This window comes from Aquitalea pelogenes (assembly GCF_001515305.1).
Taxonomy (GTDB): Bacteria; Pseudomonadota; Gammaproteobacteria; order Burkholderiales; family Chromobacteriaceae; genus Aquitalea; species Aquitalea pelogenes.
This window is the reverse complement of the sequence record NZ_LNQV01000056.1, coordinates 1-25,545: the sequence shown is the minus strand read 5'-3', so window position 1 is coordinate 25,545 and position 25,545 is coordinate 1. Positions and strand designations below refer to the sequence as shown.

At 59.6% G+C, this 25,545-nt stretch carries 24 protein-coding genes and 2 pseudogenes; 16 read left to right on the top strand and 10 right to left on the bottom strand.

The genetic code is table 11. The features are described 5' to 3' along the window. Window positions 1–507: 507 nt before the first annotated feature. Both argJ and recQ read right to left on the bottom strand, forming a co-directional pair. On the bottom strand, window positions 508–1,725 hold the full coding sequence (gene argJ, locus AWT75_RS17995) for a bifunctional glutamate N-acetyltransferase/amino-acid acetyltransferase ArgJ (protein ID WP_062790944.1): 1,218 nt from the start codon (window positions 1,723–1,725) through the stop codon (window positions 508–510). 72 nt (window positions 1,726–1,797) lie between these two features. Beyond that, window positions 1,798–3,590, bottom strand: a pseudogene (gene recQ / locus AWT75_RS17990) (DNA helicase RecQ). A 396-nt stretch (window positions 3,591–3,986) separates the two neighbouring features. Between recQ and AWT75_RS17985 the strand changes: the two are divergent. From AWT75_RS17985 to AWT75_RS17970, 4 genes are all read left to right on the top strand, one after another. Continuing rightward, window positions 3,987–4,469: a surface-adhesin E family protein gene (locus AWT75_RS17985; RefSeq protein WP_045848766.1), complete on the top strand. Its 483-nt coding sequence runs from the start codon at window positions 3,987–3,989 to the stop codon at window positions 4,467–4,469. A 92-nt stretch (window positions 4,470–4,561) separates the two neighbouring features. Next, a complete protein-coding gene (locus tag AWT75_RS17980; protein ID WP_082086639.1) occupies window positions 4,562–5,335 on the top strand; it encodes a ParA family protein in 774 nt (257 codons plus the stop codon). 15 nt (window positions 5,336–5,350) lie between these two features. After that, entirely contained in the window at window positions 5,351–7,957 is a 2,607-nt protein-coding gene (locus tag AWT75_RS17975; protein WP_062790942.1) for a sensor histidine kinase, read from the top strand. Continuing rightward, a complete protein-coding gene (locus tag AWT75_RS17970; protein ID WP_045848764.1) occupies window positions 7,932–8,828 on the top strand; it encodes an ATP-binding response regulator in 897 nt (298 codons plus the stop codon). The genes AWT75_RS17975 and AWT75_RS17970 overlap by 26 nt, the downstream gene beginning before the upstream one ends. Window positions 8,829–8,917: 89 nt before the next feature. Here AWT75_RS17970 and AWT75_RS17965 read toward each other — a convergent pair whose 3' ends face one another. After that, window positions 8,918–11,212: a DNA internalization-related competence protein ComEC/Rec2 gene (locus AWT75_RS17965; RefSeq protein WP_062790940.1), complete on the bottom strand. Its 2,295-nt coding sequence runs from the start codon at window positions 11,210–11,212 to the stop codon at window positions 8,918–8,920. A 108-nt stretch (window positions 11,213–11,320) separates the two neighbouring features. Between AWT75_RS17965 and AWT75_RS17960 the strand changes: the two genes are divergently transcribed. Beyond that, the gene (locus AWT75_RS17960; RefSeq protein WP_153013375.1) at window positions 11,321–12,109 is read left to right on the top strand and encodes a class I SAM-dependent methyltransferase; all 789 of its coding nucleotides are present in this window, start codon (window positions 11,321–11,323) and stop codon (window positions 12,107–12,109) included. A 98-nt stretch (window positions 12,110–12,207) separates the two neighbouring features. Then, complete coding sequence (locus tag AWT75_RS17955; protein WP_062790938.1) at window positions 12,208–12,957, top strand: MgtC/SapB family protein; 750 nt, start codon at window positions 12,208–12,210, stop codon at window positions 12,955–12,957. Between the two features lie 6 nt (window positions 12,958–12,963). Here the strand turns inward: AWT75_RS17955 and AWT75_RS17950 are convergent, their stop codons facing one another. Beyond that, on the bottom strand, window positions 12,964–13,257 hold the full coding sequence (locus AWT75_RS17950) for a DUF2325 domain-containing protein (RefSeq protein ID WP_045848761.1): 294 nt from the start codon (window positions 13,255–13,257) through the stop codon (window positions 12,964–12,966). 160 nt (window positions 13,258–13,417) lie between these two features. On the opposite strand from AWT75_RS17950, the gene AWT75_RS17945 reads away from it, so the two are divergent. Beyond that, window positions 13,418–13,633, top strand: a complete 216-nt coding sequence (locus AWT75_RS17945; protein WP_045848760.1) for a SlyX family protein — start codon at window positions 13,418–13,420, stop codon at window positions 13,631–13,633. Window positions 13,634–13,637: 4 nt separating this feature from the next. Here the strand turns inward: AWT75_RS17945 and AWT75_RS17940 are convergent, their stop codons facing one another. Beyond that, window positions 13,638–14,216: a GNAT family N-acetyltransferase gene (locus tag AWT75_RS17940; RefSeq protein ID WP_062790936.1), complete on the bottom strand. Its 579-nt coding sequence runs from the start codon at window positions 14,214–14,216 to the stop codon at window positions 13,638–13,640. After that, entirely contained in the window at window positions 14,213–15,115 is a 903-nt protein-coding gene (locus tag AWT75_RS17935) for a DMT family transporter (protein ID WP_045848758.1), read from the bottom strand. The genes AWT75_RS17940 and AWT75_RS17935 overlap by 4 nt, the downstream gene beginning before the upstream one ends. Before the next feature lie 110 nt (window positions 15,116–15,225). Between AWT75_RS17935 and dapC the strand changes: the two are divergent. The 9 genes and pseudogenes from dapC (at window position 15,226) to AWT75_RS21745 (ending at window position 21,805) form a co-directional block, all read left to right on the top strand. Continuing rightward, window positions 15,226–16,415: pseudogene (gene dapC / locus AWT75_RS17930) on the top strand (succinyldiaminopimelate transaminase). Between the two features lie 55 nt (window positions 16,416–16,470). Beyond that, a complete protein-coding gene (gene dapD / locus AWT75_RS17925; RefSeq protein WP_062790934.1) occupies window positions 16,471–17,292 on the top strand; it encodes a 2,3,4,5-tetrahydropyridine-2,6-dicarboxylate N-succinyltransferase in 822 nt (273 codons plus the stop codon). A 300-nt stretch (window positions 17,293–17,592) separates the two neighbouring features. Further along, window positions 17,593–18,411 carry an ABC transporter ATP-binding protein gene (locus AWT75_RS17920; RefSeq protein ID WP_062790932.1) on the top strand — a complete coding sequence of 273 codons (819 nt, stop codon included), beginning with the start codon at window positions 17,593–17,595 and terminating at the stop codon, window positions 18,409–18,411. After that, window positions 18,404–19,189: a lipid asymmetry maintenance ABC transporter permease subunit MlaE gene (gene mlaE, locus AWT75_RS17915; protein WP_045848754.1), complete on the top strand. Its 786-nt coding sequence runs from the start codon at window positions 18,404–18,406 to the stop codon at window positions 19,187–19,189. The genes AWT75_RS17920 and mlaE overlap by 8 nt, the downstream gene beginning before the upstream one ends. A 10-nt stretch (window positions 19,190–19,199) precedes the next feature. Continuing rightward, window positions 19,200–19,685, top strand: a complete 486-nt coding sequence (gene mlaD, locus AWT75_RS17910) for an outer membrane lipid asymmetry maintenance protein MlaD (RefSeq protein WP_062790930.1) — start codon at window positions 19,200–19,202, stop codon at window positions 19,683–19,685. A gap of 41 nt (window positions 19,686–19,726) precedes the next feature. Continuing rightward, complete coding sequence (locus AWT75_RS17905; RefSeq protein WP_045848770.1) at window positions 19,727–20,338, top strand: MlaC/ttg2D family ABC transporter substrate-binding protein; 612 nt, start codon at window positions 19,727–19,729, stop codon at window positions 20,336–20,338. Between the two features lie 15 nt (window positions 20,339–20,353). Further along, window positions 20,354–20,647, top strand: a complete 294-nt coding sequence (locus AWT75_RS17900; protein ID WP_052694353.1) for an STAS domain-containing protein — start codon at window positions 20,354–20,356, stop codon at window positions 20,645–20,647. Window positions 20,648–20,650: 3 nt separating this feature from the next. After that, on the top strand, window positions 20,651–21,496 hold the full coding sequence (locus AWT75_RS17895) for an MlaA family lipoprotein (protein WP_062790928.1): 846 nt from the start codon (window positions 20,651–20,653) through the stop codon (window positions 21,494–21,496). A gap of 147 nt (window positions 21,497–21,643) precedes the next feature. Then, entirely contained in the window at window positions 21,644–21,805 is a 162-nt protein-coding gene (locus AWT75_RS21745) for a hypothetical protein (RefSeq protein ID WP_156157082.1), read from the top strand. 131 nt (window positions 21,806–21,936) lie between these two features. Here the strand turns inward: AWT75_RS21745 and murA are convergent, their stop codons facing one another. Genes murA through AWT75_RS17875 form a run of 4 tightly spaced genes read right to left on the bottom strand, consistent with a single transcriptional unit; the run spans window position 21,937 to window position 25,126 of the window. Further along, window positions 21,937–23,190, bottom strand: coding sequence for a UDP-N-acetylglucosamine 1-carboxyvinyltransferase (gene murA / locus AWT75_RS17890; RefSeq protein ID WP_062790926.1), 1,254 nt, complete (start codon window positions 23,188–23,190; stop codon window positions 21,937–21,939). A 7-nt stretch (window positions 23,191–23,197) separates the two neighbouring features. After that, entirely contained in the window at window positions 23,198–23,446 is a 249-nt protein-coding gene (locus AWT75_RS17885) for a BolA family protein (protein ID WP_062790924.1), read from the bottom strand. A 22-nt stretch (window positions 23,447–23,468) separates the two neighbouring features. Beyond that, window positions 23,469–24,224 carry an ABC transporter permease gene (locus AWT75_RS17880; RefSeq protein WP_045848750.1) on the bottom strand — a complete coding sequence of 252 codons (756 nt, stop codon included), beginning with the start codon at window positions 24,222–24,224 and terminating at the stop codon, window positions 23,469–23,471. Then, the gene (locus AWT75_RS17875; protein WP_062790922.1) at window positions 24,224–25,126 is read right to left on the bottom strand and encodes an ABC transporter ATP-binding protein; all 903 of its coding nucleotides are present in this window, start codon (window positions 25,124–25,126) and stop codon (window positions 24,224–24,226) included. The genes AWT75_RS17880 and AWT75_RS17875 overlap by 1 nt, the downstream gene beginning before the upstream one ends. Window positions 25,127–25,545: the final 419 nt, after the last annotated feature.

Genomic DNA, 25,545 nt, shown 5'->3' with positions numbered 1-25,545 from the left:
CGCCAGCGTTCAATCTGAGCCAGGATCAAACTCTTCAGTTCAATCTCATAGCAAATTTCTGGCACGCAAGATCAAAGAAAATAACAAGTATTTCTTGTCTTGCAGTGCAAGTATTTGGCTTTCGCCAAGTACTCACACCTATCGGTTATTCTGTTTTTTAAAGAGCGGTGCAGGTCGCTGCGTTTCGTTTCCGTCGCTGCGTTGTCTGCTGAGGAGGCGAACTATACCGCCCTGACCCACCCTCGTCAACACTTTGTGCGAAGAAATCTGCAGGTTTTGCCAAAATTCCGTCGCACAGACCGCTAAGTCACTGAACGGTAATGCTTTATGAAATGCGGGTTTCATGACTGTTTTGCTGCGGGTGCACAGCCAATGCTCGACTCACATCCCTTCCGGCGCTGACCCATGCAGGAAACTGACGCAAAAAGCTGGTCTCAGCACCGGCACAGGCAGCAAAAAGCCCGGCTGGGCCGGGCTTTTTGTATCAGGGACTACTAGATAACTGTATCAGCTACGGTAGTCGGCATTGATTTTCACATAGTCATAAGAGAAGTCGCAGGTCCAGACAGTGGCCTGGGCCGCACCACGCCCCAGTACCACGCGAACGGTGATTTCGCTTTGGCTCATCACGCGCTGACCATCTTCTTCCTTGTATTCCGGGTTGCGGCCGCCATTGCAGGCCACCAGTACATCATCCAGATACAAGGAGAGGCGATCGACGTCCAGATCGCTGACACCGGCGTAGCCGATGGCGCACAGCAAACGTCCCAGATTCGGGTCGGAAGCGAAAAAGGCAGTCTTGACCAGCGGCGAGCGGGCGATGGCGTAAGCCACGTCCTTGCACTCGGCAACGGAGCGGCCGCCTTCTACCTTGACGCTGATGAACTTGGTAGCCCCCTCACCGTCGCGGATGATGGCCTGCGCCAGCTCGGTGGCCACATCGACCAGTGCGGCCTTGAGGATGGCATAAGCCGGGTGGTTGACCGAATCGATACGCGGCGCAGCGCTCTTGCCGGTGGATACCAGGATGAAGCTGTCGTTGGTGGAGGTATCTCCATCGACCGAGATGCAGTTAAAGGAGAGGTCGGCCACTTCCTTGACCAGTTGCTCCAGTACCGGACGGGTTACCGGCGCATCGGTGGCGACAAAGCCCAGCATGGTGGCCATGTTCGGGTGAATCATGCCGGCGCCCTTGGCGATGCCGGTGATGCTGACTTTCTGGCCGTCGATTTCCAGCGTGCGGCTGGTGGCTTTGGGCGCGGTATCGGTGGTCATGATGGCTTCGGCAGCTTCGGCCCAGTTGGCCGGGCGGCGAGTCGGCAAAGCCTGGATGATCTTGTCGGCAGGCAGCGGCTCCAGGATGACGCCAGTGGAAAACGGCAGGATTTGTTCAACTGCGCAGTCCAGCTCGCCAGCCAGCGCCTGACAGACCGACAGCGCACGCTGACGGCCGTCTTCTCCGGTACCGGCATTGGCATTACCGGTATTCACCACCAGCGCGCGGATTTGCACACCGGCATCCAGATGATTCTTGCTGATTTGCACCGGCGCGGCGCAGAAACGGTTTTGCGTGAACACGCCGGCAACGGTATTGCCCTTGTCGATGCGCACCACCAGCACATCCTTGCGGTTGGCTTTTTTGATGCCGGCTTCTGCCACGCTCAGTTCGATGCCATCAATGATGGCCAGTTGATCGGCGCTAACCGGAGTCAGGTTGACTGCCATGATGAATTCTCCATGCCGGCACGCTGACACGTGCCTGTTGCTTGTATGTTGTGTGCCTAGATTGTAACGGAATCAGTCCTGCTGGCTATCGAGGATTTGTTGCAATGCATCGCCATAGCGCGCCAGCTTCAGTTCGCCCAGGCCGTATACCTTGCCCAGCTCGCGCAAGCTTTGTGGCCGACGCTCGACAATGTCGCGCAAGGTACGGTCTGAAAACACCGCATAAGCCGGGACGTTGTGTTCATCCGCAGTCTGACGTCGCCAGCGACGCAGGGCCTGCCACAGTCGTTCCTCCCGCTCGGTGCGCAACCAGCGGTCGGTATTGACGCTGCGCGCCTTGCTGTCTTCCGCCAGCGGACGCAGATAGATCTTTTCCTGCCCCCTGAGCAGTGGGCGGCAGGCATCGGTCAACACCAGCGACTGCCGCGGGCGATGTCCACTTGCAGAATCTTGCGTGCCACCAGCTGGCGGATGAGCGAACGCCACGCGCGCTGGTTGTAGTCGCGCCCGATGCCGAAGGTGGACAGCTTGTCATGCCCGAAACTGAGGACCGACTGGTTGCTGCGCCCCAGCAGCACATCCACCACATGATTGGCAGCAAAGCGCTGCTCCACTCTATAGATACAGGACAGCAGCTTCTGCACCGGCACGGTGGCATCAAAAGTGATGGGCGGGTTCAGGCAATTGTCGCAATGACCGCAGGGCTGGCTGGCCTCGCCAAAGTGGCTGAGGATTTGCTGGCGGCGGCAGCTGGCGGTTTCGCAGAAGGCCAGCATGGCGTCCAGTTTGGACAGCTCTACCTGTTTTTGCAGCTCGGCCATCTCCGAGCCCTGGATCATCTGGTTGAGCTGCACCATGTCGTTCAGCCCATAACACAGCCAGCTGGAGGCAGGCAGGCCGTCGCGCCCGGCACGCCCCGACTCCTGATAGAAGTTTTCCGGGCTCTTGGGCAGGTCGATATGGGCGACAAAGCGCACATCCGGCTTGTCGATGCCCATGCCGAAGGCCACGGTGGCCGCCATGACAATGCCTTCTTCGCGCAGGAATTCGCGCTGATGCCGCTCACGTACCTCGTGGCTGAGGCCGGCGTGGTAGGGCAAGGCCGGAATGCCGTTCTGGCTGAGCCACTCGGCGGTCTCCTCCACCCGCTTGCGCGACAGGCAGTACACTATGCCGGAAGCGCCCGGATATTCATTATTGATGAAATCCAGCAGCTGCTTTTTGGCGTTGTGCTTTTCCACCACCTGATAAAACAGGTTGGGCCGGTCAAAGCTGGACAGGAACACCCGTGCATCGCCCAGCTTGAGGTAATGCAGGATGTCTTCGCGGGTTTGCGGGTCGGCGGTCGCGGTGAGCGCAATACGCGGCACTTGCGGGTATTGGTCGGCCAGCATGCCCAGTTGCTGGTATTCCGGGCGGAAGTCGTGCCCCCACTGGCTGACACAATGCGCTTCATCGATGGCAAACAGGGAAATGTCCAGCTGCGCGAGAAAATCGAGAAAGCGCGGCGTCAGCAAGCGCTCCGGCGCAACATATAACAACTGCAAGGAACCATCGCGGGCACGCCTTGCAATATCACGGGCATCGTCCGGCGCGGTAGCCGAATTCAGGCAGGCAGCGGCCACGCCAAGCTCGGTAAGCGCGGCAACCTGGTCCTGCATCAGGGCGATCAAGGGCGATACCACGATGGCCAGACCCGGACGCATCAGCGCGGGAATCTGGTAACACAGGCTCTTGCCGCCGCCGGTGGGCATCAACACCAGCGCATGACCGCCATCCACAATGTGCTGCACGATTTGCGCCTGCTGACCACGAAAGGCCGGATAGCCGAAGATATTGCCAAGTAAGGTGAGTGCGTCCTGCATGCGGGGTAAGCACCAGGCCCGGCCGGAGCTTCCGGTCAGGACAAGGCCGATAGCCTGTTTGAAGTCATGGGAAGGGAGCCATTGTACGGCAAAGCGCTGCCGCACAAAAAAAGAAGCCGCCCAAAACGGGCGGCTTTCAAGTTTGGATGGAGACAATGTGAAACGAAGAGAAAGATGCTCTCGTTACTGACAGACCATCCGTAAATAGAGAAAGTTCCTTTTTTATATAATGACAATACTTAAACTTTTACATGAAAATACGGCCAATCAGCATGTCCGACTCAATGCGCGGACTTGGAACCCAGCGCAAGCGCGCCAGGGCAGGCCAAGAGCCGGCATGATTTCCCCCCTGACGCAGCCTATGCGAAACTGTCGGCATCCAACCGGAGATTCAACATGTTTTATCGCCTGCTTGTACTGGCCGCGATGGGCAGCCTGCTGAGCGCCTGCAGCACCACACCAAACCAGACCAGTCCCATCAAACCCCGCCCGACTCCTGCAACTGTACCGGCCCCGGCCAATGCCGACTGGGAAAACCTGGGTGTGTCGCCCAATGGCAATATCCTGAACGAACTGGACAAGCTGTCGATCAAGCAGCAGGGCAATACCGTGACCTTCCGCGACCGGAAAACCATTTTCAATGTGAAAAAGGAAAACTTCCTGTCCACACCAAGGCACAAGACTTCCATCAACAGTTGGCTGATTGACTGCTCTGCCCGCACTTTCCGCCTGACCAGCATGGTGTTGCTGGACGAGAACGGACGCCAGATCGCCAGCTACACGTACAATGACAACCAGATAAAACCGATGCCGGTGACCCAGAACTCGGCCAGCTTCCAGCAGATGCAATACGTCTGCAAAGGCCAGCCCGGCTTCTGATATATTCAAACAGCAAGTTTTGCGCCATGTTGCCCGCGCGCAACATGGCAGGTCGTCCGTCACGCAGCAGACTTTGTCACAGGGGAAAATTCATGCAGGCTATCCGTCGGGTCGTGTTCAACCAGAAAGGTGGCGTGGGCAAATCCACCATTACCGCCAACCTGGCCGCTGTTGCCGCCCGGCAGGGCAAGAAGGTACTGCTGATCGATCTGGATGCCCAGGGCAATGCCAGTCATTACCTGACCGGCCAGGCAAACAGGCAGCAGGAACAGTCGGCGGCAGGCTTCTTTGGCCAGATGCTGAACATCAGCATGTATAGCAAGGAGCTGCATGAATTTGTGAGTGACACCCCGTTTGACGCACTGCAACTGCTGGGCTCCCACCCGGAGCTGAGTGAGCTGATGGTCAAGCTGGAAAGCCGCTACAAGATGTTCAAGCTCAAAGAGGCGCTGGACCAGGCCGCGAGCGAGTTTGACGAAATCTGGATCGACACCCCGCCTGCGCTCAATTTCTTCACCCGCTCGGCCCTGATTGCCGCGGATCGCTGCCTGATTCCGTTTGATTGCGATGCGTTCTCCCGCCAGGCCCTGTACAACCTGCTGGCCAACGTGGATGAAATCCGCGCCGACCACAACCCGGCCCTGCAAGTGGAGGGCATTGTGGTCAACCAGTTCCAGCCCCGCGCCAGCCTGCCGGTACGCCTAGTGGCCGAACTGCGTGCAGAAGGCCTGCCGGTGCTGGACCCGCCCTTGTCGGCCTCGGTGAAGATCCGCGAATCGCACGATGCCGCCAAGCCCATGGTTTACCTGGACCCCAGACACAAGCTGTCGCTTGAGTTCACCGCCCTTTACCAGGCGCTTGCCTGAGGCCTGCCTGCCAACATGCCAAGCCAGAGTCGCCTGACGTCCTTTCTCCTGGGTGCGGTTCTTACCATTGCCCTGCTGACAGCAGAATACCTGCTGTTGCTGGACAACGACCGCATCCGCGAGCAGGAAAAGCTGCAACACTGGGGCGAACTGGGTACCGAGCTGCTGGCGACCCGCCTGCAGGAAATGCTGGACCGCACCGACCTGCTGGCGCAAAGCCTGATTCGCCAGCGCCACACCACCGGCAGCGCCATCAACCTGAGCGAACTGGCCCCCACCGTACTGAAGGAAGAAAGCCGCTTTGGCGGTATTGGCATCGTACGGCGCATCGGCCCGGCACAGCGCGCCGAGTTTGAATCAAACATTGCCAACAGCATCCGCATGCTCAAGGACCGGCACCTGACACCCAGCCCGCAGCAGCCGATGTATTACCCGGTGGAAAGCTATTTGCCGGATGATGGCAATGCCCTGCCCCAAGGCATGGACCTGGGCAGCCTGGACAATGCCAGGCGCAAGATGGATCAGGCCCGCAACCGTAACCAGCCCATGCTGATGTTCAACACCCTGACGCCGGGTGCCATCCCGCGGCTGGACATCATGGCCAACCTGGGTGATGACGGCCACATGCTGCTGGTCAACCTGCGTAGCGACCTGCTGCTGCAAAGCAGCCAGAGCAATCCGGACCAGCCCAATCCGCTGCAGCATGTGCGGCTGGTGGTATGGAACCAGGAAGCACCCGACCACCCCAGCCTGGATTCGCTGCCCATGCAGCCCCTGCCATCGGGCAACCCCTTGCTGACCACGCGGCGCCAGATTGGCGGCTACGATTTGCTGTTTGGTGCCTATCCGCTGGAGGAAGACGCCCCGGCCCTCAGCCAGCAAGGCTATGCCATCCTGGCCAGCTCGGCCTTCATCCTGTGCCTGCTGCTGATCCTGCAACAACGCCAGATCAGCCATAACCGCGCCTTGCGCACCCTGCTGCGCCGACAACACCAGCAACTGGAACTGAACAATCGCACCCTGCGCGAGCAGATCAACGACCGCACCCACTCGGAACAGGCGCTGGCCGAAAGCGAAGCCCGCCAGCGCGCCATTCTGCAGGCCAGTTCCGACGCCATCATCCTGATCAACCGCAAGGGCCTGATTACCCATGTCAACCCGGCGGCTGCCAAGCTGATCGGCCAGAGTGCCGAATCCATCGAGCATTTGCCGGTGGGTTCCTTGCTGACCGAGCTTTACAGTCTGAATGTCGATTTCGAATCCATTGCCGCTGCGCGTGAAGGGCGGCCATTCGAGGCGCACCTGCTATGCAGTGACAACCGGCAGATGCCGGTGGAACTGTCGCTCAGCCGGGTGGAAGTACCTGACGACTCCTTCTATGTCGCCGTCTGCCGTGACATCAGCCTGCGCAAGGAACAGGAAGCCGCGCTGATCCGCCTGAAAAACAGCCTGGCCGAGCAGGTTGAAGTGCAAAGCCGTCAGTTGGCTGCGCTGCTGGAAGCCAGCCCCATGGCCATGGCCTATATTGTGGACCGGCACCTGCGCCGGGTGAACGGCGCCTTCCTCGACCTGTTCGAGCGCAAGGAAGACGAAGTCATCGGCCAGACCACCCTGCCCTACTTCGAAAGCCAGGAGCAATGGGAGCGCACCGGCCGCGCACTGTACAACCTGCTCAACGACGGCAAGGTGGTGCAGTCCGAAGTGAAGCTGCGCACCGGCAGTGGCAAGCTGATCTGGTGCCGCATGTTTGGTCGGGCGGTGAATCCGTCCGTGCCCAAGCTCGGCACCATCTGGCTGTACCAGGACTTTTCCGCCCAGCGCGAAATGGAAGATGCGCTGCGCCAGGCCAAGACGCTGGCCGAAGAAAACAGCCGCGCCAAAACCGAATTCCTGGCCAATATGTCGCATGAGTTGCGCACCCCGATGCATGCCATCCTGGGCTTTACCGAAATCGGTGAAGCGCGTTCGCGCCAGCTGCAGGATGACAAGCTGGCCCAGTATTTCCAGCGCATCCACAGCAGTGGCAACCGCTTGCTGCAGCTGCTGAACGACCTGCTGGACCTGGCCAAGATGGAAGTGGGCAAAATGGATTACCACATTGCCCATTACGACCTGTCGCACTGCCTGCGTGAGGCCTGCGATGAAATGACTCCGCTGGCAGGCAGCCGCAACATCAAGATTTACCTGTACTGCACGCCGGAGAAACTGACCGCCGATATCGACCCCTTCCGGCTTGGCCAGGTCGTGCGCAACTTGCTGTCCAATGCCATCAAGTTCAGCCCGGATGGCGAAGTTATCCGCGTGACGGCACGCCTGCAAAAGGACGAGCAGCAACGCGAGCAGGTGATGCTGTGCGTGGAAAACTACGGCCCGGGTATTCCGTGCGATGAAATCGAAACCATTTTCGACAAATTCATCCAGAGCAGCGCCACCAAGACCGGGGCCGGTGGCACCGGCCTGGGCCTTGCCATCTGCCGCGAGATCATCCAGGCCCATCACGGGGTGATTTTTGCCGAGAACCTGGTGCCGCGCGGTGCCGCTTTCACTGCCCTGCTGCCGAGATTCCACAACACCAGCGGCCCTACCGGGGAAGACCATGTCCCATCGACTTTTGCTCGTTGATGACGAGCCCTTCAATCTGGAACTGATGACCGAGCTGCTGGAAGCCGACGGTTACGAAACCGTGTGTGCGGAAAGTGGCGAACAGGCCTGGGAAATCCTGCAACAGCAAGGCAGCAGCCTGTCCATGGTGTTGCTGGACAAGATGATGCCGGGCATGAATGGCTTTGATGTACTCAAGCGGATAAAAAGCACGCCCGAACTCAACTTCCTGCCCGTCATCCTGCAAACGGCCATCGGCTCACCGGCCAGCGTGCAGCAAGGCATGGAAGCCGGTGCATTTTATTATCTGACCAAGCCTTTCTCGCGCGACATGCTGCTGGCGGTGGTGAAAGCGGCGCAAAGCCACTGGGACCGCCACCAGGCATTTCGCGAACTGGCCAAGCAGCATCTGGATGCACTGGCCCATCTGCAGCAGGCAGAATTCCGCCTGCGCACGCTGAAAGAAGCCCAGACGGTCACCGCCCTGCTGGCCCGTACCTGCACCCAGCCGGAAAAAGTGGCCACCGGCCTGTTCGAGCTGATGGTGAACGCCATCGAACATGGCAACCTCGCCATCAGTTATCAGCAAAAAACCGAATTGCAGGCAGAAGGCGACTGGGAAGCCGAGCTGGAGCGCCGCCAGCAGGACCCGATACTCGGTCAACGCGAGGTCAGCATCAGCTTTAATCGCGATGAGGATTTCTTCAGCTTCACCATCCAGGACATGGGTGATGGCTTTGCCTGGCAGGACTATCAGGACACCCCGGCAACCTCACTGCTGTCCAGCCACGGGCGCGGCATCCTGATTGCCCGGAAATTGTCGTTCGATGCCGTTGAATACCAGGGTAACGGCAACCGCGTGATTGCCCGGGTAAACCGCAAACCATCCTGAGAGCGGCTAACAAAATAGCGCAAGGCGCACCGACGCCGACAGCACAAGGATACGGCAAGAAGGAGGCGCAACGCAGCAGCAGTTTTTTGTTAGCGGCCCGGAGCAGCAGCGCACTGACCACGACTGCGCCAGTAGCGCCCTGCCAGCTGGCGATAGCACTGCGGCAAGATGGCATCGCCCAGCGTCATGCTTAACAAACCGTCCTGATCGGTACGCAATACCCGCCCCTGCGCCTGCAGCGCTGCCAGCACCTGTGGCTGCGGATGGCGGTAGCGATTAAGAAAGCCCACACTCAACACCAGCCAGTCCGGATTCACTACCTCCAGCCATGATGCGGCTGAAGATGTGCGACTGCCATGGTGCCCCACCACCAGAATGTCGCTGCGCAATTGCGCTCCGTAATCCGCCACCAGCCTTTCCTCCACTGCCCGCGGCGCATCGCCACTGATCAGGATGGCCTGCGTCCGGCTTGCCACCCGCAAGACACAACTGTGGCTGTTGTCATCACTCAGCACGGTATCAGCCACCGGCCACAGCACGTCAAAGCGGATACCATCCCACGCCCAGCTTTGCCCGCGCCGACACAAGCTGCCATGCAAGCCGTATTGCGTCAGCGTGGCCAGCTGTCCGGCCAGTACCTGTCGCACCGGCATGGCCGCCACGATGTCTGCTGCCGCGGCATCGTGGTCCTTGTCGTTATGCGACAGCATCAACACATCCAGCTGACGCACGCCCAGACCGCGCAGTTGCGGCAGCACCCAGCGCTCGCCCTCACCCGCCCCGGTATCAAACAGCAAGGCGTGGCTGCGTGTTTGCAGCAGTACCGACAAACCCTGTCCGACATCAAGAACCTTGACGCGCAGCGTACCGGGCTCTGCTGCTGGCGGCTGATAGAACAAAACAGGCAGCAGCAGGCTGGCACCCAGCAGACGACCGGGCATGCCACGCGGTGCCAGCAACCACAAACTGCCGATGGCACCCGGCAACAACAGCGGCCACGGCGCAGCCGCTACCTGCCATGGTGGCCAGGCCGCCAGCCAGTCGACACCACGATAAAACCATTCCGCCAACCAGCCCGCCCATTGCAAGGGCTGCGCCCACGGCAATGCCACGGCCAGCAGACTCAGCGGTGTCAGCAGCACGGAAACCAGCGGTATTCCCACGGCGTTAGCCAGCGGAGACACCAATGGAAAACTGCCAAACAGCGTCAGCAAGGGCAGCAAGGAGGCTACCGTCGCCGCCCACTGGCCAGACAGTGCCTGCCAGTACTTGCCTGCGGGACGTCTGCGACCGACAGAAACCAGCATCAAGGCCGCCACCAGTCCGAATGACAACCACAAACCCGGAGCCAGCACGGCAAATGGATCAATCAACAACACCAGAGCCAGCGCCAGCCACCAGATGTGCAAGCCCGACCAGACCCGCCGTGCCAACAACATCAGGGCCATGCAGCACAACATGTACAAGGTGCGCTGGGTAGGGACGGAAAAACCAGCCAGCACCGCATAGGCAGCGGCGGCCATGACACCGGACAAGACAATGCACAACCGTGGCGCAAGGCCGGGCAATGGCCAGCGGCGCAAAACCAGGGCGACCAAACCTGCCACCATGCCGGCCACCATGGTGATGTGCAGGCCGGAAATCGACACCACGTGGGTCAGGCCGGTGCGCGCCAGGCTTTGCCATTCGGCACGGGCAATGCTTTGCTGCGCCCCAACCGTCAGCCCGGCCACCAGACTGGCAGCACGCGAAGTGCCCAGCACGGACTCGATACGCAGCACCTGTTGCTCGCGCAAACGGTCCACCCGCGCCAGCAGTCCATGGTCCTCCCCCAGGCGCACCGCACCGGGCAACATCGTGCCACTGGCCAGCACGCCCTCGGACCACAGCCATTGCTCGGCATCGAAACCAAAGGGATTGGCGGTGGACTGGCGTGGCCGGAAACGGGCGGTCAGCTGCCAGCGATCGCCCGCCCGCCATACGCCAGTCGGGGCCAGCTCGCCCTTGCGTACAAAGACCGACAGCTGCACCCGCTCCGGCAGGCTCGCCTGCGGCGTCAGCACCTGCTCCACCTGGAACTGCATGCGCACACCGTATTGCCCCTGCACAGGCAAGCCTCGCACCACACCAATCAAGGACACCGGTTTTTGCCACCAGACAGCCGGCAGGGCCTGCGCCATACGCAATTGTGCGCGGGCATCGGCATAGAACAGCCCCAGCAACAAGGCAGCCAGCAGCGCAGCAACACCGGCCAGCCGTGGTGCTGCCACGCGTTCCAGCAAATACATCAGCAGCCACAATCCACCCAGACTCCACAGGGAAGGCAGGGTGGGCAAAAAGGCACAGCACACGATGCCGGCAACAAACAGGGCAAGTTTCAGCATCCGCCCCTTATGCCTTGCCTGATGTCATGCGGCAATGGCGACTGGGACAGGCAGCTTGCCGCACTGCCGCACATCCCGTATCGTGCCGGCATGATGCCAACTAGCCCTATTCAACCCACCCCGCTGTTCTGTAGCGAGAGCGCCCGCCGCGAGCATGCCGCCGAACTGGCGCGGCGCTTTGCCCTGCCCCTCATCCACCACCGCCCGTCTGAAGGGTACTGGCTGGAGCTGGGGCCGGAACGGCTGGAGCTGGTCACCACCGGAAAACACGGTGCGGTGTATGCCGAGTTTGTCGAAGGTGCGGCCCGCCACCGGCGCGAGCAAGGCGGCGGACGTGGTCAGCCGGTAGCCAAGGCAGTAGGACTGAAAGGTGCCAAAGACCTGCCCAGCATTGTTGATGCCACCGCAGGCCTGGGACGCGACAGTTTTGTGCTGGCCAGCCTGGGTTGCCAGGTCACCATGGTGGAGCGCTCTCCGGTAGCCGCCGCCTTGTTGTTTGATGCTCTGGAGAGGGCCGCACGCGCCGCCGACACCAGCGATATCGCCAGTCGCATGCGGCTGGTGCATGCCAACTCGGCTGACTGGCTGGCACAGTTGCCTGCCGACCAGCAACCGGACGTGGTGTTTGTCGACCCGATGTTCCCCGACACCGACAAGAAAAGCGCTGCCGCCAAAAAAGACATGCAGGCCTTCCAGCATGTGATTGGCGATGACATGGACAGCGCCCGCCTGCTGGAAGCCGCCATCAGCGCAGCACGGGTGCGGGTGGTGGTGAAGCGCCCGCGACTGGGTGCCGCGATCGCCGGGGTAAAACCTTCTGCCGTGCTGGATGGCAAATCCACCCGCTTCGACCTGTACATCATCAAGGCCTTGCGCCCAGCCGCCACGCCGGATTGATGACCGGCAACATCCCGACGCGAATTGTCTTGCTGCATGGCCCGCAGAGGCCTAGCCTGCAATGACGGTGAGATGAAAAATCAACAAGAAAGCCTGTCATGAGCGCCAGCTTTGTCGATCTGCTGGACCAATACTGGTCGGCACAAAAATGGGAAGTGAACTTACTGATTACCTGCAACCTGCTCGGTGGCCTGTTGCTGGGCTGTCTGGTGGGCTATGAGCGCTGGTCCAACGGGCGTGCCGCCGGCATGCGCACCTACGGGCTGGTTTCCATGGCCTCTGCCGGGGTCATCAGCATGGTGGGTTATTCCGGTTTCTGGTACGGCGGCATTCACGCCGACATCATGCACGGCGACATGACACGGGTTGCGCAGGGTGTGCTGACCGGCGTGGGTTTTCTGGGTGCCGGGATGATCATGAAGGAAGGCATGTCCATCAGTGGCCTGACCTCGGCGGCCTCGGTATGGATGTCCTCGGTCATCGGCATTCTGGTGGGCGTGGGGTTTTATCTGTCCGCCATTGCGGTGACCGTGCTGTGCGTCATCTGCATGCGGCTGCTCAACTGGATGGAAAACCGCCTGCCGCGCCGCTTCAGCCTGTATGTGAACCTGACCGTGCTGCGCGAGCATCAATGGACGGTGGATAAATTATGCCGCGACCTGCTCACACTGGGCGTCGTGGTACACGAAGACAGCATTGCACTGAAGGTTGACGCCCGGATCAGCGACTGGGGCTTCATGGTTTCCGCCATCAACAAACACCACATGATCAATGTGGTGGACCTGTCACGCGCCATCATGCAGCTGGAGGAGATTGAAAGCTTCAGTGTACAGCCGGCACGTAACTGAAGTTACTCAGGCCGGCTGCCAGCCATCATGCTGCAAGCGCTCGGCCACCGCGGTGGCCGAACGACGGCAGGCCAGTACCGGAATGCCACGGGCGGCGGCAGTGTCGCGGTAATGCCGCATGGCGTTGTGCCCCAGATAGTCAGTCAGCAGAATCAGCATCTGGGTATTCTTGGGCAGCGGCAATTTGCGCTGATGCAGTGTGTTGCGGCCGGTAATGTGGCGCGCAATCCGGATATCGTACAGTGCCAGCACTTCGGGAATCTGTCCCAGGCTGTCGCCGCCAACCAGCAAGGCATCCATGTCCATTCTCCTGTTGTGCCGCTGTACTGCGGCATTGGGTAATGGAAGCACTGTAACCGTAGCTTTTAATTCCGGAAAACAATAAAAACTGGAATTCTTATTCCATAACAACGACATCATCCGATAACCGGCCATGTGCCGGCCAAGGTAAAATGCACGCATGAATACCGAAGACCGCCTGACTGAACTGGAAGTGAAAATCGCCTTCCAGGACGACCTGCTCGACAGCCTCAACAACACCATTGCCCGCCAGCAACAGCAAATCGACTTGCTGCAACAGCAACTACGCCTGGTGTATCAGCAATTCAAGGCCGCCCAGCCCGATAGTGGCAACAGCGGCGGCTCGCTGCGCGACGAAATACCGCCACATTACTGATCCATCAGTTCTTTTTGCGCTTGCGTGACACCACCGCTTCAATGTTCTTGCGGGCAATCAGCGGGGCGGATGCCGTCAACGGCTTGTCCGCTTCGGGTGCTTGCAGCCATTTGTGCATGATCAGGCAGTCCACCAGCCCCAGGCTATGGTGCCGGTAAGCGCCCGGCACCCGGCCTACCTCGGCAAACCCCAGTTTCTTCCACAAGGCTACCGCCACGGCATTGCTGGCCACCACTGCATTGAACTGCATGGCGAGAAACCCCAGCGCGCGACCGCGCTGCTGCGAATGCGCACACAGCACGGAAGCCACGCCCTTGCCGCGCGCCGCCGGGGCCACCATATAGCCGCAATTGCACACATGGCCACCCGGCCCGGCGGCATTGGGCTTGATGAAATAGCTGCCCAGCACCACGCCGTCCTCTTCGGCCAGCCAGGTTTCCTGTGGCAGCTCACACCACAAGGCACGTGCCTGATCCTCAGTCAGTTGCGGGTCGTAGGCATAGCTTTCCTGCGCCTGGATGATGGCCTGGAAAACAGGCCAGAAAGCGCTAAAGTCCCCTGCCTGCATGGGCCGGATATTCATGTTTGCTCCTTGGCAGCCACAGGCTGCGTCATTTGGCCGGACAACAGACTGGCCCCGCCGATCAGCGCCGCACCCAGCCATTCCTGCAGCCGCATGGCCTCACCGGCCAACAGATAGGCCGAGATGGCAGCAAATACCAGTTCCAGCAGCATCAGGGTCATGGTCTGGTTGGCTGGCAGCAGGCTGACGCCATGCTGGGAGATGATGCTGGTGGCCAGCAAGGTTGCGCCTAACAGGGCCAGAATCAGCGCGGCCGTCCACGATACATCCAGCAAGCTGCCCAGTTGCTGCCGGGCACCCAGCGCCAGCAAGCCCATCAGCGCCACTCCCACCCAGATGGTGGCGGACTTGACCGGCACCGGCAGGTCGCGTGCCCGCTTGCTCAGCACATTTCCCAGGGCAAAGGTGATGCCGCCGGACAGCGCCAGCCACTCATAACGCTGGCTGAGCAATGCTGCACCATCCAGCAGGCCGGGACGATACAGGATGATCATGCAACCGGCCAGTGACAGCGCCACCACCAGCCAGCCGCTGCGTGTCAGGCGTTCATGCAGCAGCAGGCGCGAAAAAAAGGCAGACCACAAGGGCGACAGGTAAAACAGCAGCAGCACCCGCATCACCATGCCCTCGGACACCGCCCAGGTGTAGCTGAAATTACACCAGCCAAACAACAGCGCCAGCAGTGGCAATACCGGATGCCAGCGCAGCTGCTTGCGGTAGACGTCAAAGAACAGCACACCACCGAGCAAGGCAGCCAGCAGGTAAACCAGCAGCGAGGTATGCGCCGTGCTGATGCCCTGCTGGCTCAGCACGCGAAACGGGTACCACATCAGGCCCCAGACCAGCGCGGTAGTGACAACGGCAACAATGGCAAGAAGCTTTTGTTTTACAAGAGGCATCACGATTTCTTAAGATGGGCGATTCTGCGGCACTGCCATGCAGTCCGCCAAACCGGATCAGCGGCGGCCGACACCCCGGCCAGCCCCCACTGCAACAGAGAGAACCAAGCGTGAATCCCCACCTGGAAAGCCTGCAACCCTATCCCTTCCAGCGTTTGCGTCAGCTGATGGCTGGTGCGGTCCCGGCTGACAAGCCGCACATCAACCTGTCCATCGGCGAGCCCAAGCACCCGACACCAGAGGTCATCAAGCAAGCGCTGGTCGCATCGCTGGGCGGCCTGTCGGTTTATCCGGCCACGCTGGGCAGTGTGGAGCTGCGCCAGTCGTGTGCCGACTGGATGCAACGCCGCTACGGCCTGCAACTGGATGCAGAGAAGGAAGTGCTGCCGGTCAATGGCAGCCGCGAAGCCCTGTTCGCTTTTGTGCAGACGGTGGTCAACAACCAGCAGGCTGAAAAACCGGTGGTGATTTCACCCAATCCGTTTTACCAGATTTACGAAGGCGCGGCACTACTGGCAGGCGCGGAACCCTTCTATGTCAACTGCACCGCCAGCACGGGTTTTCAGCCCGACTGGGCCAGCGTACCGGAAAGCGTATGGGCGCGTACCCAGCTGGTTTTCGTGTGCAGCCCGGGCAATCCCACCGGCGCGGTAATGTCGCTGGATGACTGGAAAAACCTGTTCGCGCTGTCCGACCGCTACGGCTTTGTCATTGCCAGCGACGAGTGCTATTCGGAAATCCACTTCGGACAGCCGCCGCTGGGCGGACTGGAAGCCGCCCGCAAGCTGGGCCGTGGCTTTGAACGACTGGTGATGTTCACCAGCCTGTCCAAGCGCTCCAATGCACCGGGCATGCGCTCCGGCTTTGTTGCCGCGACGCCGCCCTGCTGGCCAGCTTCATGCTGTACCGTACCTATCAGGGCGGCGCGATGAGCCCCACCATCCAGGCGGCCAGCGTGGCAGCCTGGAACGACGAAGCGCATGTGGAGGAAAACCGCGCCGCGTATATTGCCAAGTTCCAGGCCGTCACCCCCATGCTGGCCGAGGTGCTGGAGGTCAGCCTGCCGGATGCCAGCTTCTACCTGTGGGCCAGGGTACCCGGTGGCGATGACACCGCCTTTGCCCGTGCCCTGTTCGAGCAGGAACACATTACCGTGCTGCCTGGCTCCTTCCTGGCACGTACCGCCCATGGCGTGAACCCGGGCAGCGGCTATATCCGTATCGCTCTGGTCGCGACACTGGCAGAATGTCAGGCTGCCGCCGAACGCATCGTGCGTTTCGTCAAGACAACAACCATATAAACGACATCCACCAGCTATGACTGTTTCCATTCACATTGCCCAAGGACTCCATCACATGCATCCGATTCAAGCCCTGATCGAAGAAGCCTTCGAAAAACGTGCCGACATCACCCCGGCAACTGTTTCCGCCGAACTGAAGGCCGCCATTGGCCAGGTCATCACCGAGCTGGACAACGGCCGCCTGCGCGTGGCCGAAAAAGTGGACGGCGACTGGGTGGTCAACCAGTGGGTGAAAAAAGCCGTGCTGCTGTCCTTCCGCATCCGCGACAACGTGGTGCAGGACGATGGCGTGAGCCGCTACTTCGACAAGGTGGACACCAAGTTCCACGACTGGAGCGAAGCCCACTTCAAGGAAGCCGGTTTCCGCGTGGTGCCGGGCGCCGTGGCACGCAAGGGCAGCTTCATTGCCAAGAACACCGTGCTGATGCCGTCCTACGTCAACATCGGCGCCTATGTGGATGAAGGCACCATGGTGGACACCTGGGCCACCGTCGGCTCCTGCGCCCAGATCGGCAAGAACGTGCACCTGTCCGGCGGCGTCGGCATTGGCGGTGTGCTGGAACCGCTGCAGGCCGGCCCCACCATCATTGAAGACAACTGCTTCATCGGCGCACGCTCGGAAGTGGTGGAAGGCGTGATCGTGGGCGAAGGCTCGGTCATCTCCATGGGTGTTTACATCGGCCAGTCCACCAAGATCTACGACCGCGAAACCGGCGAAGTGAGCTACGGCCGCATTCCGCCGGGTTCGGTAGTGGTATCAGGCAACCTGCCGTCCAAGGATGGCAGCCACAGCCTGTACTGCGCCGTCATCGTCAAGAAAGTGGATGCGCAAACCCGCAGCAAAACCAGCATCAACGACCTGCTGCGCGGCGTATAACACACCATTGCCGTCTTGCTGACGGCAACATGGTGCAGGAACTGACCCGGCCTGGCCGGGTCTTTGTCTTTTGTTCCTGCCATGTTCAAGGGTGAACACGGCGTATCTGCCCCTGCAGTGCGCCACGACCGGGCACAAGCAATCCCAGTCTTGCTTCACTTCCTGCCCTGGGCCAACAGGCAGCATCGTTACATGTTGAAACCATGTTCATTTGGCGAGCAGCAGACAAGTCGATAAAATCCTGTTGTCTTGAACCCTGTAAAACCGTGACGCCAATCACGTTTTTCATCCGGAAAATCCGTGTCTTCAGACCATTTCATCGAATTCAGGAATGTCAGCTTTGCCTATGGTGAACGCCCCATCCTGAAAAACATCAGCCTGACCATCCCGCGTGGCAAGCTGGTTGCCATCATGGGTGGCAGCGGCAGTGGCAAGACCACCATGCTGCGGCTGATTGCCGGCCAGATCCCCCCCAGCGCCGGCCAGGTACTGGTAGATGGCCGTGATGTCGCCGCCATGAACCATGCCGAACTGTTCGAGCACCGCCGCCGCATGGGCATGCTGTTCCAGTTTGGCGCGCTGTTCACCGACCTCTCGGTCGGGGACAACGTCGCCTTCCCCATCCGCGAACACACCCGCCTGCCAGAAAGCATGATTCATGATCTGGTGATCATGAAGCTGGCCGCCGTGGGCCTGCGTGGCACCCAGGCTTTGATGCCTGCCGAGTTGTCCGGCGGCATGGCCCGTCGCGTGGCACTGGCGCGTGCCATTGCGCTGGACCCGCAACTGATGCTGTATGACGAACCGTTTACCGGACTGGACCCGATCTCGCTGGGCGTGATTGCCCATCTGATCAAGAAACTGAACGACGCCCTGGGCACCACTTCCATCATGGTGACCCACGATGTGCACAAATCGCTGGATATCGTCGATTACGTCTACTTTGTTTCCAATGGTGAAATCGTGGCCGATGGCACACCGGAAGACATCCGCAGCTCGCCCTCGCCCTGGGTACACCAGTTCATGTGGGGCGAAGCCGACGGCCCAGTCCATTTTGCCTACCCTGCCAGTACCTCCCTGCAGCAGGATCTGGGCCTGAAAGGAAGCCAGCATGACTGAACTGCTGCTGTCACCGCTGCGTCGACTGGGTCACAGCACCATCAATGCCATCTGGCGGCTGGGTTTCATCACCCGCTTCCTGCTGGCCATCTTGCGTTATTCGGGCCAAAGCCTGCTGCGCTTCAACCTCACCATCCGCGAAATCTATTTCGCCGGCGTGATGTCCGTCATCATCGTGGTGGTGTCAGGCCTGTTCGTCGGCATGGTGCTGGGCCTGCAGGGATACAACACGCTGTCGCGCTTCGGTTCTGCGGATGCACTGGGTGCACTGGTGGCCCTGTCGCTATTGCGCGAACTGGGCCCGGTACTGGCTGCCTTGCTGTTCTCCAGCCGCGCCGGCAGTGCCATGACGGCGGAAATCGGCCTGATGAAAGCCACCGAGCAACTGGATGCCATGAGCGTAATGGCGGTGAACCCCATCGCCCGCGTGGTGGCCCCCCGCTTCTGGGCCGGTGTCATTTCCATGCCCATCCTGGCCGCCATGTTCAATGTGATGGGCATTTTCGGTGGCTATCTGATTGGCGTGGTGATGATAGGCCTGGATTCAGGCACCTTCTGGTCGCAAATGCAGAACAATGTCGACCTGCACTATGACGTGATCAACGGCCTGATCAAGAGCCTGTGTTTTGGCATTGTCGTCACCCTGATTGCCGTTTTCGAAGGTTACGATGCCACGCCCACGGCGGCTGGCGTCTCCGCAGCCACTACCCGCACGGTAGTGACCTCCGCACTGGTTATCCTGGCGGTGGACTTCGTCCTCACCGCCTTCATGTTCTAGGAAATAGGGAATGAAACGCTCTACTATTGATTTGTGGGTCGGCCTGTTTGTGGCAATCGGCATTGCCGCCGTGGTGTTCCTGTCGCTGAAAGTGGCCAATCTCACGCCGCAAAGCGCCGATCAGACCTACACCCTGTACGCGGATTTCGACAATATCGGCGGCCTGAAAGTGAAAGCCCCCATCAAGGAAGCCGGGGTTGTGGTGGGCCGCGTGGCAGCCATCCAGCTGGATACCAAGACCTACCGCGCCCGTGTCACCCTGAATCTGGAAAAACAGTACACCTTCAGCCGTGATGCCAGTGCCGAAATCCTGACCGCCGGCCTGCTGGGTGAGCAGTACATCGGTTTGCTGCAAGGCGGCGACCCGGATGAACTGAAACCGGGTGAACATATCACCCTGACTTCTTCCGCCCTGGTGCTGGAACAGCTGATCGGCAAGTTCATGACCAGCTTCACCGGCGGCAACAACAAGAACAGCGCTTCCGCAGCGCAATAAACACAGACCTTGTGCACAACTCATCAAGAATGACCGATACCATGAAAAAACTGATCGCTACCTTCCTTGTCATGCTGGGCCTGAGCGCCCACTCCCTGGCCGCCACCGATAATCCGGTTGAACAGGTTCGTGAAACCTCGCGCCAGATCATGGATGTCCTGAAACAGGAAAACGGCAAGAACACCAAGCAGGTTCGCCAGCAAGTGGAAGCGCTGGCCGTTCCGCAGTTCGACTTCCAGCGCATGACCGCTCTGGCAGTCGGTCTGGGCTGGCGTCAGGCCAGTCCTGCGCAACAAAGCGCACTGGCTCAGCAATTCCAGAACCTGCTGGTCCGCACCTACTCCAGCACCATGACCCGTTTCAAGAACGCACAGATCGACATCCAGCCCAATGCCACCATGGGTAACAGCGGCCGCGAAGCGACCGTGAAATCGTCCGTCAGCCTGCCTGGCAACGACAAGGGCCCGGTTGCCGTTGACTACACCCTGTACAAGACCCCGCAAGGCTGGAAGGTATTCAATGTCAGCGTGGAAGGTGCCAGCCTGGTCACCGTGTACCGCAACCAGTTCAATCAGGAAATCAACAAAAACGGTGTTGATGGGCTGATCAAGATGCTGCAGGACAAGAACGCCGCCATCCCGGCCAGCAAATAAGCAGGAAACATAGCCATGTTTGAGGAAACCACGGCAGGTAACGGCCGCCTGACAGGCAAGCTGGACATGCGCAGCAGCGGCCAGCTTTTGAGCACGCTGACCGCCAGGGTGGCGCGTGGCCCGCTGCAGCTGGACCTGTCCGGCATCAGCGAGGCCGACTCCTCTGCGCTGGCCTTGCTGCTGGCCTGCAGGCGTGCGGCCCAGCAAGCGGAGCAGCCATTGCAGTTGCTCAACTGGCCTGCCCGCCTTTCCGAACTTGTCGACCTGTACGCACTGCGTGGCCTGCTGACCGGGCCACAAGGAGACTGAACCATGACCTGCACGCGCCATGCACTGCGCAGCGGCCTGCTGGTAGCCAGCCTGTTACTGGCCGGCTGCGCCAGCCCCCACCCCAGCACACCGCAAGACCCGTACGAGTCGTTCAACCGCTCCATGTACGCCTTTAATGACAAGGCCGATCGCTGGGTGATCAAACCGGCTGCACAAGGCTACCGTGCCATTACCCCGGGCCCTTTCCGCACGGCAGTGAGCAACTTCTTTGACAACTTCAAGGATGTGTACAGTGCCGCCAACAACCTGCTGCAAGCCGAGCCGGAAAAGGCCGTCAATGACATCATGCGGGTTGCCCTCAACAGCACCTTCGGCTTGTTTGGCCTGATTGATATTGCCACTCCGGCCGGCCTGAAAAACAACAAGACTTCGCTGGGCGACACCTTTGCGCACTGGGGCTGGAAGAACAGCAATTATCTGGTGCTGCCATTCTTTGGCCCCAGCACGGTACGTGATGGTCTTGGTCTGGGTGTATCGCTGGGCATCAACGGACCGGAACATCTGGTCTATCACAACAGCAATGAAGCCATTGCCTTCTATGGCATGTACGGCGTCAACACCCGTGCCCGTTACCTGGACTTCGACGACAGCCTGGCCACGGCTGCCATCGACCCCTACACCTATCTGCGTGATGGCTTCCTGCAACTGCGGGCCAGGCAACTGGGGCTGCCCAATCCCACCCAGTCTGACGACGTCAATATTGATGAGCTGGTCAATGCACCATCAACAGCGTCCGCCCCTGCCGGCGAAGCCGCACCGCCAGCTGTTGACGGCAGCCACCCGGAAGCCTCTGCAGCGGCCCATGCCGCAGCTTCTGCGGCACAATAAGGCTCTGCCGTCTGTAAAAGAAAAAGCAGCCATCTGGCTGCTTTTTCTTTGTCTCTCTTATGTTTGATCCATGACAACAAGCCTGTCACCACAAATATTAGACTTTGCTGATCATCATTTTTACCGATCATTCTTGCGGAGTACATCATGGAACAAAGCCAACTCTCCCAGCAAGCGCTGGAATACCTCACCCGCTACCTGCGCCACGCAGTTTCCAATGGACAGTACCTGACAGCAGAAATCCTGGAACAAGCCATTGCAGAGTACAACGCCGAGCATTCGGACACACCGGCACCGCTTTTGCACTGAGTCGTCAATTCCATTTTGTGAACCATGCCCGGTCAGCAGCAGCACTCACCACAAAAAAACACCCGGTCACTTGCCAGCTAGCAAAGTGACCGGGTGTTGTCTTTCAATGCCCCGGACGGAAAGCGCAGCGCTTAACTGATGCGCTCGATCTGGGCACCGACAGCACCCAGTTTTTTCTCGATGTACTCATAACCGCGGTCCAGATGGTAGATGCGGTCGACAATGGTCTCGCCCTGGGCCACCAGACCGGCAAGAACCAGACTGGCAGACGCACGCAGGTCGGTTGCCATCACCGTAGCACCAGACAGCTTCTCCACGCCATGCACTACAGCGGTATTGCCTTCCACCTCGATACGCGCACCCATGCGGTTCAACTCGGGAACATGCATGAAACGGTTTTCGAAGATGGTCTCCGTCACCATGCCGGCACCCTCGGCAATACAGTTCAGCGTCATCAGCTGGGCCTGCATGTCAGTCGGGAACGCCGGGTAAGGCAGGGTACGGAAATTGATGGCTTTGGGACGACGCTTCATGTCCAGCGAGATCCAGTCATCCCCCGCTTCCACCACAGCCCCGGCTTCCACCAGCTTGTCCAGCACGGCTTCCATGCTGCGCGGTGCAGCATTGCGCAATACCAGATGACCTTGCGTCATGGCTGCCGCCACCAGGAAAGTCCCCGCCTCGATACGGTCCGGCATGATGGCGTATTCACAGCCATGCAGCTTTTCCACACCTTCGATCACCAGACGGTTGGTGCCGATACCGCTGATGCGTGCACCCATGGCCACCAGGCAATTGGCCAGGTCGGTTACTTCCGGCTCACGCGCAGCGTTTTCCAGAATGGTCGTGCCATCAGCCAGCGCAGCGGCCATCAACAGGTTTTCCGTACCACCGACGGTCACCACATCCATCACGATGTGGGCACCGCGCAGGCGCTTGGCCTTGGCCTTCACATAACCGTGCTCGATCACCACCTCGGCACCCATGGCGACCAGGCCCTTGATGTGCTGATCCACCGGGCGGCTGCCAATGGCACAGCCACCGGGCAGCGAAACAGTGGCCTCGCCAAAGCGCGCCAGGGTCGGGCCGAGCACCAGAATGGAGGCTCGCATGGTCTTGACCAGATCATATGGTGCCACCAGGCTGTCCAGATGGTCGGCCGTGATTTCCATTTCATGCACATTGTCGGTCATCACCCGCACACCCATGCCTTGCAGCAATTTCTGGGTGGTGGAAATGTCGCGCAGCATGGGCACGTTGGTAAAGCGCATGGTGTCGGCGGTCAGCAAGCTGGTGCACAGAATCGGCAATGCCGCGTTCTTGGCACCGGATACGCGGATCTCACCATTCAGCGGACCATTGCCGCGAATTTTCAATTTATCCATGTAGGAATCAGCCTTGGAGTTTTTCCCATTCGTCCGGCGTAGCAGCCTTGACGATGGAAAGGGCGTGGATTTCGTTGCTGGCCAGACGGGTGGCAATCACCTCCTTGACCAGACGGTGGCGGTCAATCAGACGCTTGCCGGCGAAAGCCGGCGACACCACGGTGGCGTAAAAGTGATGACCATCGCCCTCCACCTCCAGGTGGGAGCATTGAAGACCAGCAGCAATATATTGTTTGACCTGTTCGGCAGAAATCATGTGTACATCCTGAAAGAGGATCCTAATGGCGCAGCTTGTAGCCTGACTTGATCAGCCACAAAGCCAGCCCGGAAAGCAAAATAAAACTGCCACCCACCACGCTCAACGACAGCCACGGACTGACGTCGGCCTGGCCAAAGAAGCCGTAGCGAAACCCGTCGATCATGAAGAACACCGGATTGACATGCGATACGACATACCAGAATGGCGGCAAACTGTTGATGGAATAGAACACGCCAGACAAGAAAGTCAGCGGCATGATCAAAAAGTTCTGAAATGCCGCCAGTTGGTCGAATTTTTCTGCCCAGATACCGGCAATTACGCCCAAGGTGCCCAGCACCCCGCAGCCCAGAATGGCAAACGACAGCACCCACAGCGGATGGCTGGGCAAGGGCAGGCCGAACCAGGCCGTCACCAGCAGCACGCCAGCCCCGACCACCACGCCACGCACAATGGAGGCCAGCAGGTAAGCGCCAAAGAACTCCAAGGCAGTCAGCGGCGGCAACAGCAGGAAAACAATATTCCCGGTGATCTTGGACTGGATCAGGCTGGACGAACTGTTGGCAAAGGCATTTTGCGCCATCGACATCATGGCAAGGCCAGGAATCAGGAAGGCGGTGTAGCTGACGCCAGGGTAGGCCTCAACGTGACGTGACAAAACATGGGAAAAAATCAGCTGGTACATCAAGGCGGTCAGCACCGGAGCGGCCACGGTCTGGAATGCAACCTTCCAGAACCGCACCAGCTCCTTGCGGAACAAGGTCAAAAATCCCTGCATCAGACCTGTCCTCCGTGCATCATGTTGACAAAAACCGACTCCAGATCCACCTCGATCACATTCAGCTCGCGCACAGCCACACCGGCTTCCCGTAAGGCAGCCAGCACATGCTCCAGCTGCGCAATATCAGCCAGCTTCAGTACAATCCGGCCATCCTCCTCACGCACCTTGCGCGGTAACAGGCTGCCAGGCAAAGGGCCACCCAGCTTGAGAGCAACCTCGCGCTCCTTGCCATGCTGCAGCAGCTTGTCCTTGCTCTCCAATGCCACCAGCTTGCCACGCTTGAGCATGGCAATGCGATTGCACAAGGCTTCCGCCTCTTCAAGGTAATGTGTGGTCAACACAATGGTATGGCCGGCTTCGTTCAGCTCTTTGACAAATGACCACAGGCTCTGGCGCAGCTCGACGTCGACACCGGCAGTAGGCTCGTCCAGCACCATCACCGGAGGACGATGTACCAAGGCCTGCGCAACCATGACACGTCGCTTCATCCCGCCGGACAGAGCCCGCAAATTGACATTGGCCTTATCGGCCAGCCCCAGCTTGCTGAGCAGCTCGTCAATCCAGTCATCGTTACGTGTCAGGCCAAAGTAGCCCGATTGAAAACGCAAGGTCTCTCTCACCGAGAGAAAGGGGTCAAACACCAACTCCTGCGGAACCACGCCAAGACTCATGCGTGCAGCACGAAAATCACGGATCACATCATGTCCCATGATCCGGATGCTGCCACTATCCGGACGCGACAATCCTGCCATGGCAGAAATCAGCGTTGTTTTGCCCGCCCCGTTAGGACCAAGCAAGGCAAAAAACTCGCCAGGTTCAACCGTGATACTGACATCATCCAGGGCCTGCAAAGCACCATAGCGCTTACTCACCGCTTTAATTTCGATCGCCGAGGCCATGACTTATCAAATGCTTTGAAAAAAGAGTGCGATTATACCGCCGACGCGGCATGGCAGGGAATCGCCGCCAGTGGTACACACTGTTGCACCAGGTTTTACAGTGCTAACTGTCTGGGCCAGCCAGGTAATCAACCGTGATCTGCCATTTCGCCAGCACTCAAAATGGCTCTGCAGCAGCATTCCACGCGCTGGAGCCATACTGACCCAGTAATTCGCATGGCCGGGGAGGAAGGAGGGCCGGAACAATCCATGTTGCAATTTATGCACACTACGCGATCAGGGACACAATACGAAACTCAAAGCTGCCACACAGCCACGAGGCATGGCCGTTACCGCCGCCCCAAAGCACAAAGCCCAGCTCGGTTGAGCTGGGCTTCGAAGGGGGAGTCTGGCAGTGTCCTACTTTCACATGGCGAATG

What these genes read in the sequence shown, in the direction of transcription:
- mlaD (WP_062790930.1), top strand. Translation starts at nt 19,200, where the DNA reads ATGAAACGCTCTACTATTGATTTGTGGGTCGGCCTGTTTGTGGCAATC.
- AWT75_RS17950 (WP_045848761.1), bottom strand. Translation starts at nt 13,257, where the DNA reads ATGGATGCCTTGCTGGTTGGCGGCGACAGCCTGGGACAGATTCCCGAA.
- argJ (WP_062790944.1), bottom strand. Translation starts at nt 1,725, where the DNA reads ATGGCAGTCAACCTGACTCCGGTTAGCGCCGATCAACTGGCCATCATT.
- mlaE (WP_045848754.1), top strand. Translation starts at nt 18,404, where the DNA reads ATGACTGAACTGCTGCTGTCACCGCTGCGTCGACTGGGTCACAGCACC.
- AWT75_RS17970 (WP_045848764.1), top strand. Translation starts at nt 7,932, where the DNA reads ATGTCCCATCGACTTTTGCTCGTTGATGACGAGCCCTTCAATCTGGAA.
- AWT75_RS17965 (WP_062790940.1), bottom strand. Translation starts at nt 11,212, where the DNA reads ATGCTGAAACTTGCCCTGTTTGTTGCCGGCATCGTGTGCTGTGCCTTT.
- AWT75_RS17905 (WP_045848770.1), top strand. Translation starts at nt 19,727, where the DNA reads ATGAAAAAACTGATCGCTACCTTCCTTGTCATGCTGGGCCTGAGCGCC.
- AWT75_RS17875 (WP_062790922.1), bottom strand. Translation starts at nt 25,126, where the DNA reads ATGGCCTCGGCGATCGAAATTAAAGCGGTGAGTAAGCGCTATGGTGCT.
- AWT75_RS21745 (WP_156157082.1), top strand. Translation starts at nt 21,644, where the DNA reads ATGGAACAAAGCCAACTCTCCCAGCAAGCGCTGGAATACCTCACCCGC.
- AWT75_RS17885 (WP_062790924.1), bottom strand. Translation starts at nt 23,446, where the DNA reads ATGATTTCTGCCGAACAGGTCAAACAATATATTGCTGCTGGTCTTCAA.
- dapD (WP_062790934.1), top strand. Translation starts at nt 16,471, where the DNA reads ATGCATCCGATTCAAGCCCTGATCGAAGAAGCCTTCGAAAAACGTGCC.
- AWT75_RS17900 (WP_052694353.1), top strand. Translation starts at nt 20,354, where the DNA reads ATGTTTGAGGAAACCACGGCAGGTAACGGCCGCCTGACAGGCAAGCTG.
- murA (WP_062790926.1), bottom strand. Translation starts at nt 23,190, where the DNA reads ATGGATAAATTGAAAATTCGCGGCAATGGTCCGCTGAATGGTGAGATC.
- AWT75_RS17975 (WP_062790942.1), top strand. Translation starts at nt 5,351, where the DNA reads ATGCCAAGCCAGAGTCGCCTGACGTCCTTTCTCCTGGGTGCGGTTCTT.
- AWT75_RS17945 (WP_045848760.1), top strand. Translation starts at nt 13,418, where the DNA reads ATGAATACCGAAGACCGCCTGACTGAACTGGAAGTGAAAATCGCCTTC.
- AWT75_RS17955 (WP_062790938.1), top strand. Translation starts at nt 12,208, where the DNA reads ATGAGCGCCAGCTTTGTCGATCTGCTGGACCAATACTGGTCGGCACAA.
- AWT75_RS17880 (WP_045848750.1), bottom strand. Translation starts at nt 24,224, where the DNA reads ATGCAGGGATTTTTGACCTTGTTCCGCAAGGAGCTGGTGCGGTTCTGG.
- AWT75_RS17980 (WP_082086639.1), top strand. Translation starts at nt 4,562, where the DNA reads ATGCAGGCTATCCGTCGGGTCGTGTTCAACCAGAAAGGTGGCGTGGGC.
- AWT75_RS17935 (WP_045848758.1), bottom strand. Translation starts at nt 15,115, where the DNA reads ATGCCTCTTGTAAAACAAAAGCTTCTTGCCATTGTTGCCGTTGTCACT.
- AWT75_RS17985 (WP_045848766.1), top strand. Translation starts at nt 3,987, where the DNA reads ATGTTTTATCGCCTGCTTGTACTGGCCGCGATGGGCAGCCTGCTGAGC.
- AWT75_RS17940 (WP_062790936.1), bottom strand. Translation starts at nt 14,216, where the DNA reads ATGAATATCCGGCCCATGCAGGCAGGGGACTTTAGCGCTTTCTGGCCT.
- AWT75_RS17895 (WP_062790928.1), top strand. Translation starts at nt 20,651, where the DNA reads ATGACCTGCACGCGCCATGCACTGCGCAGCGGCCTGCTGGTAGCCAGC.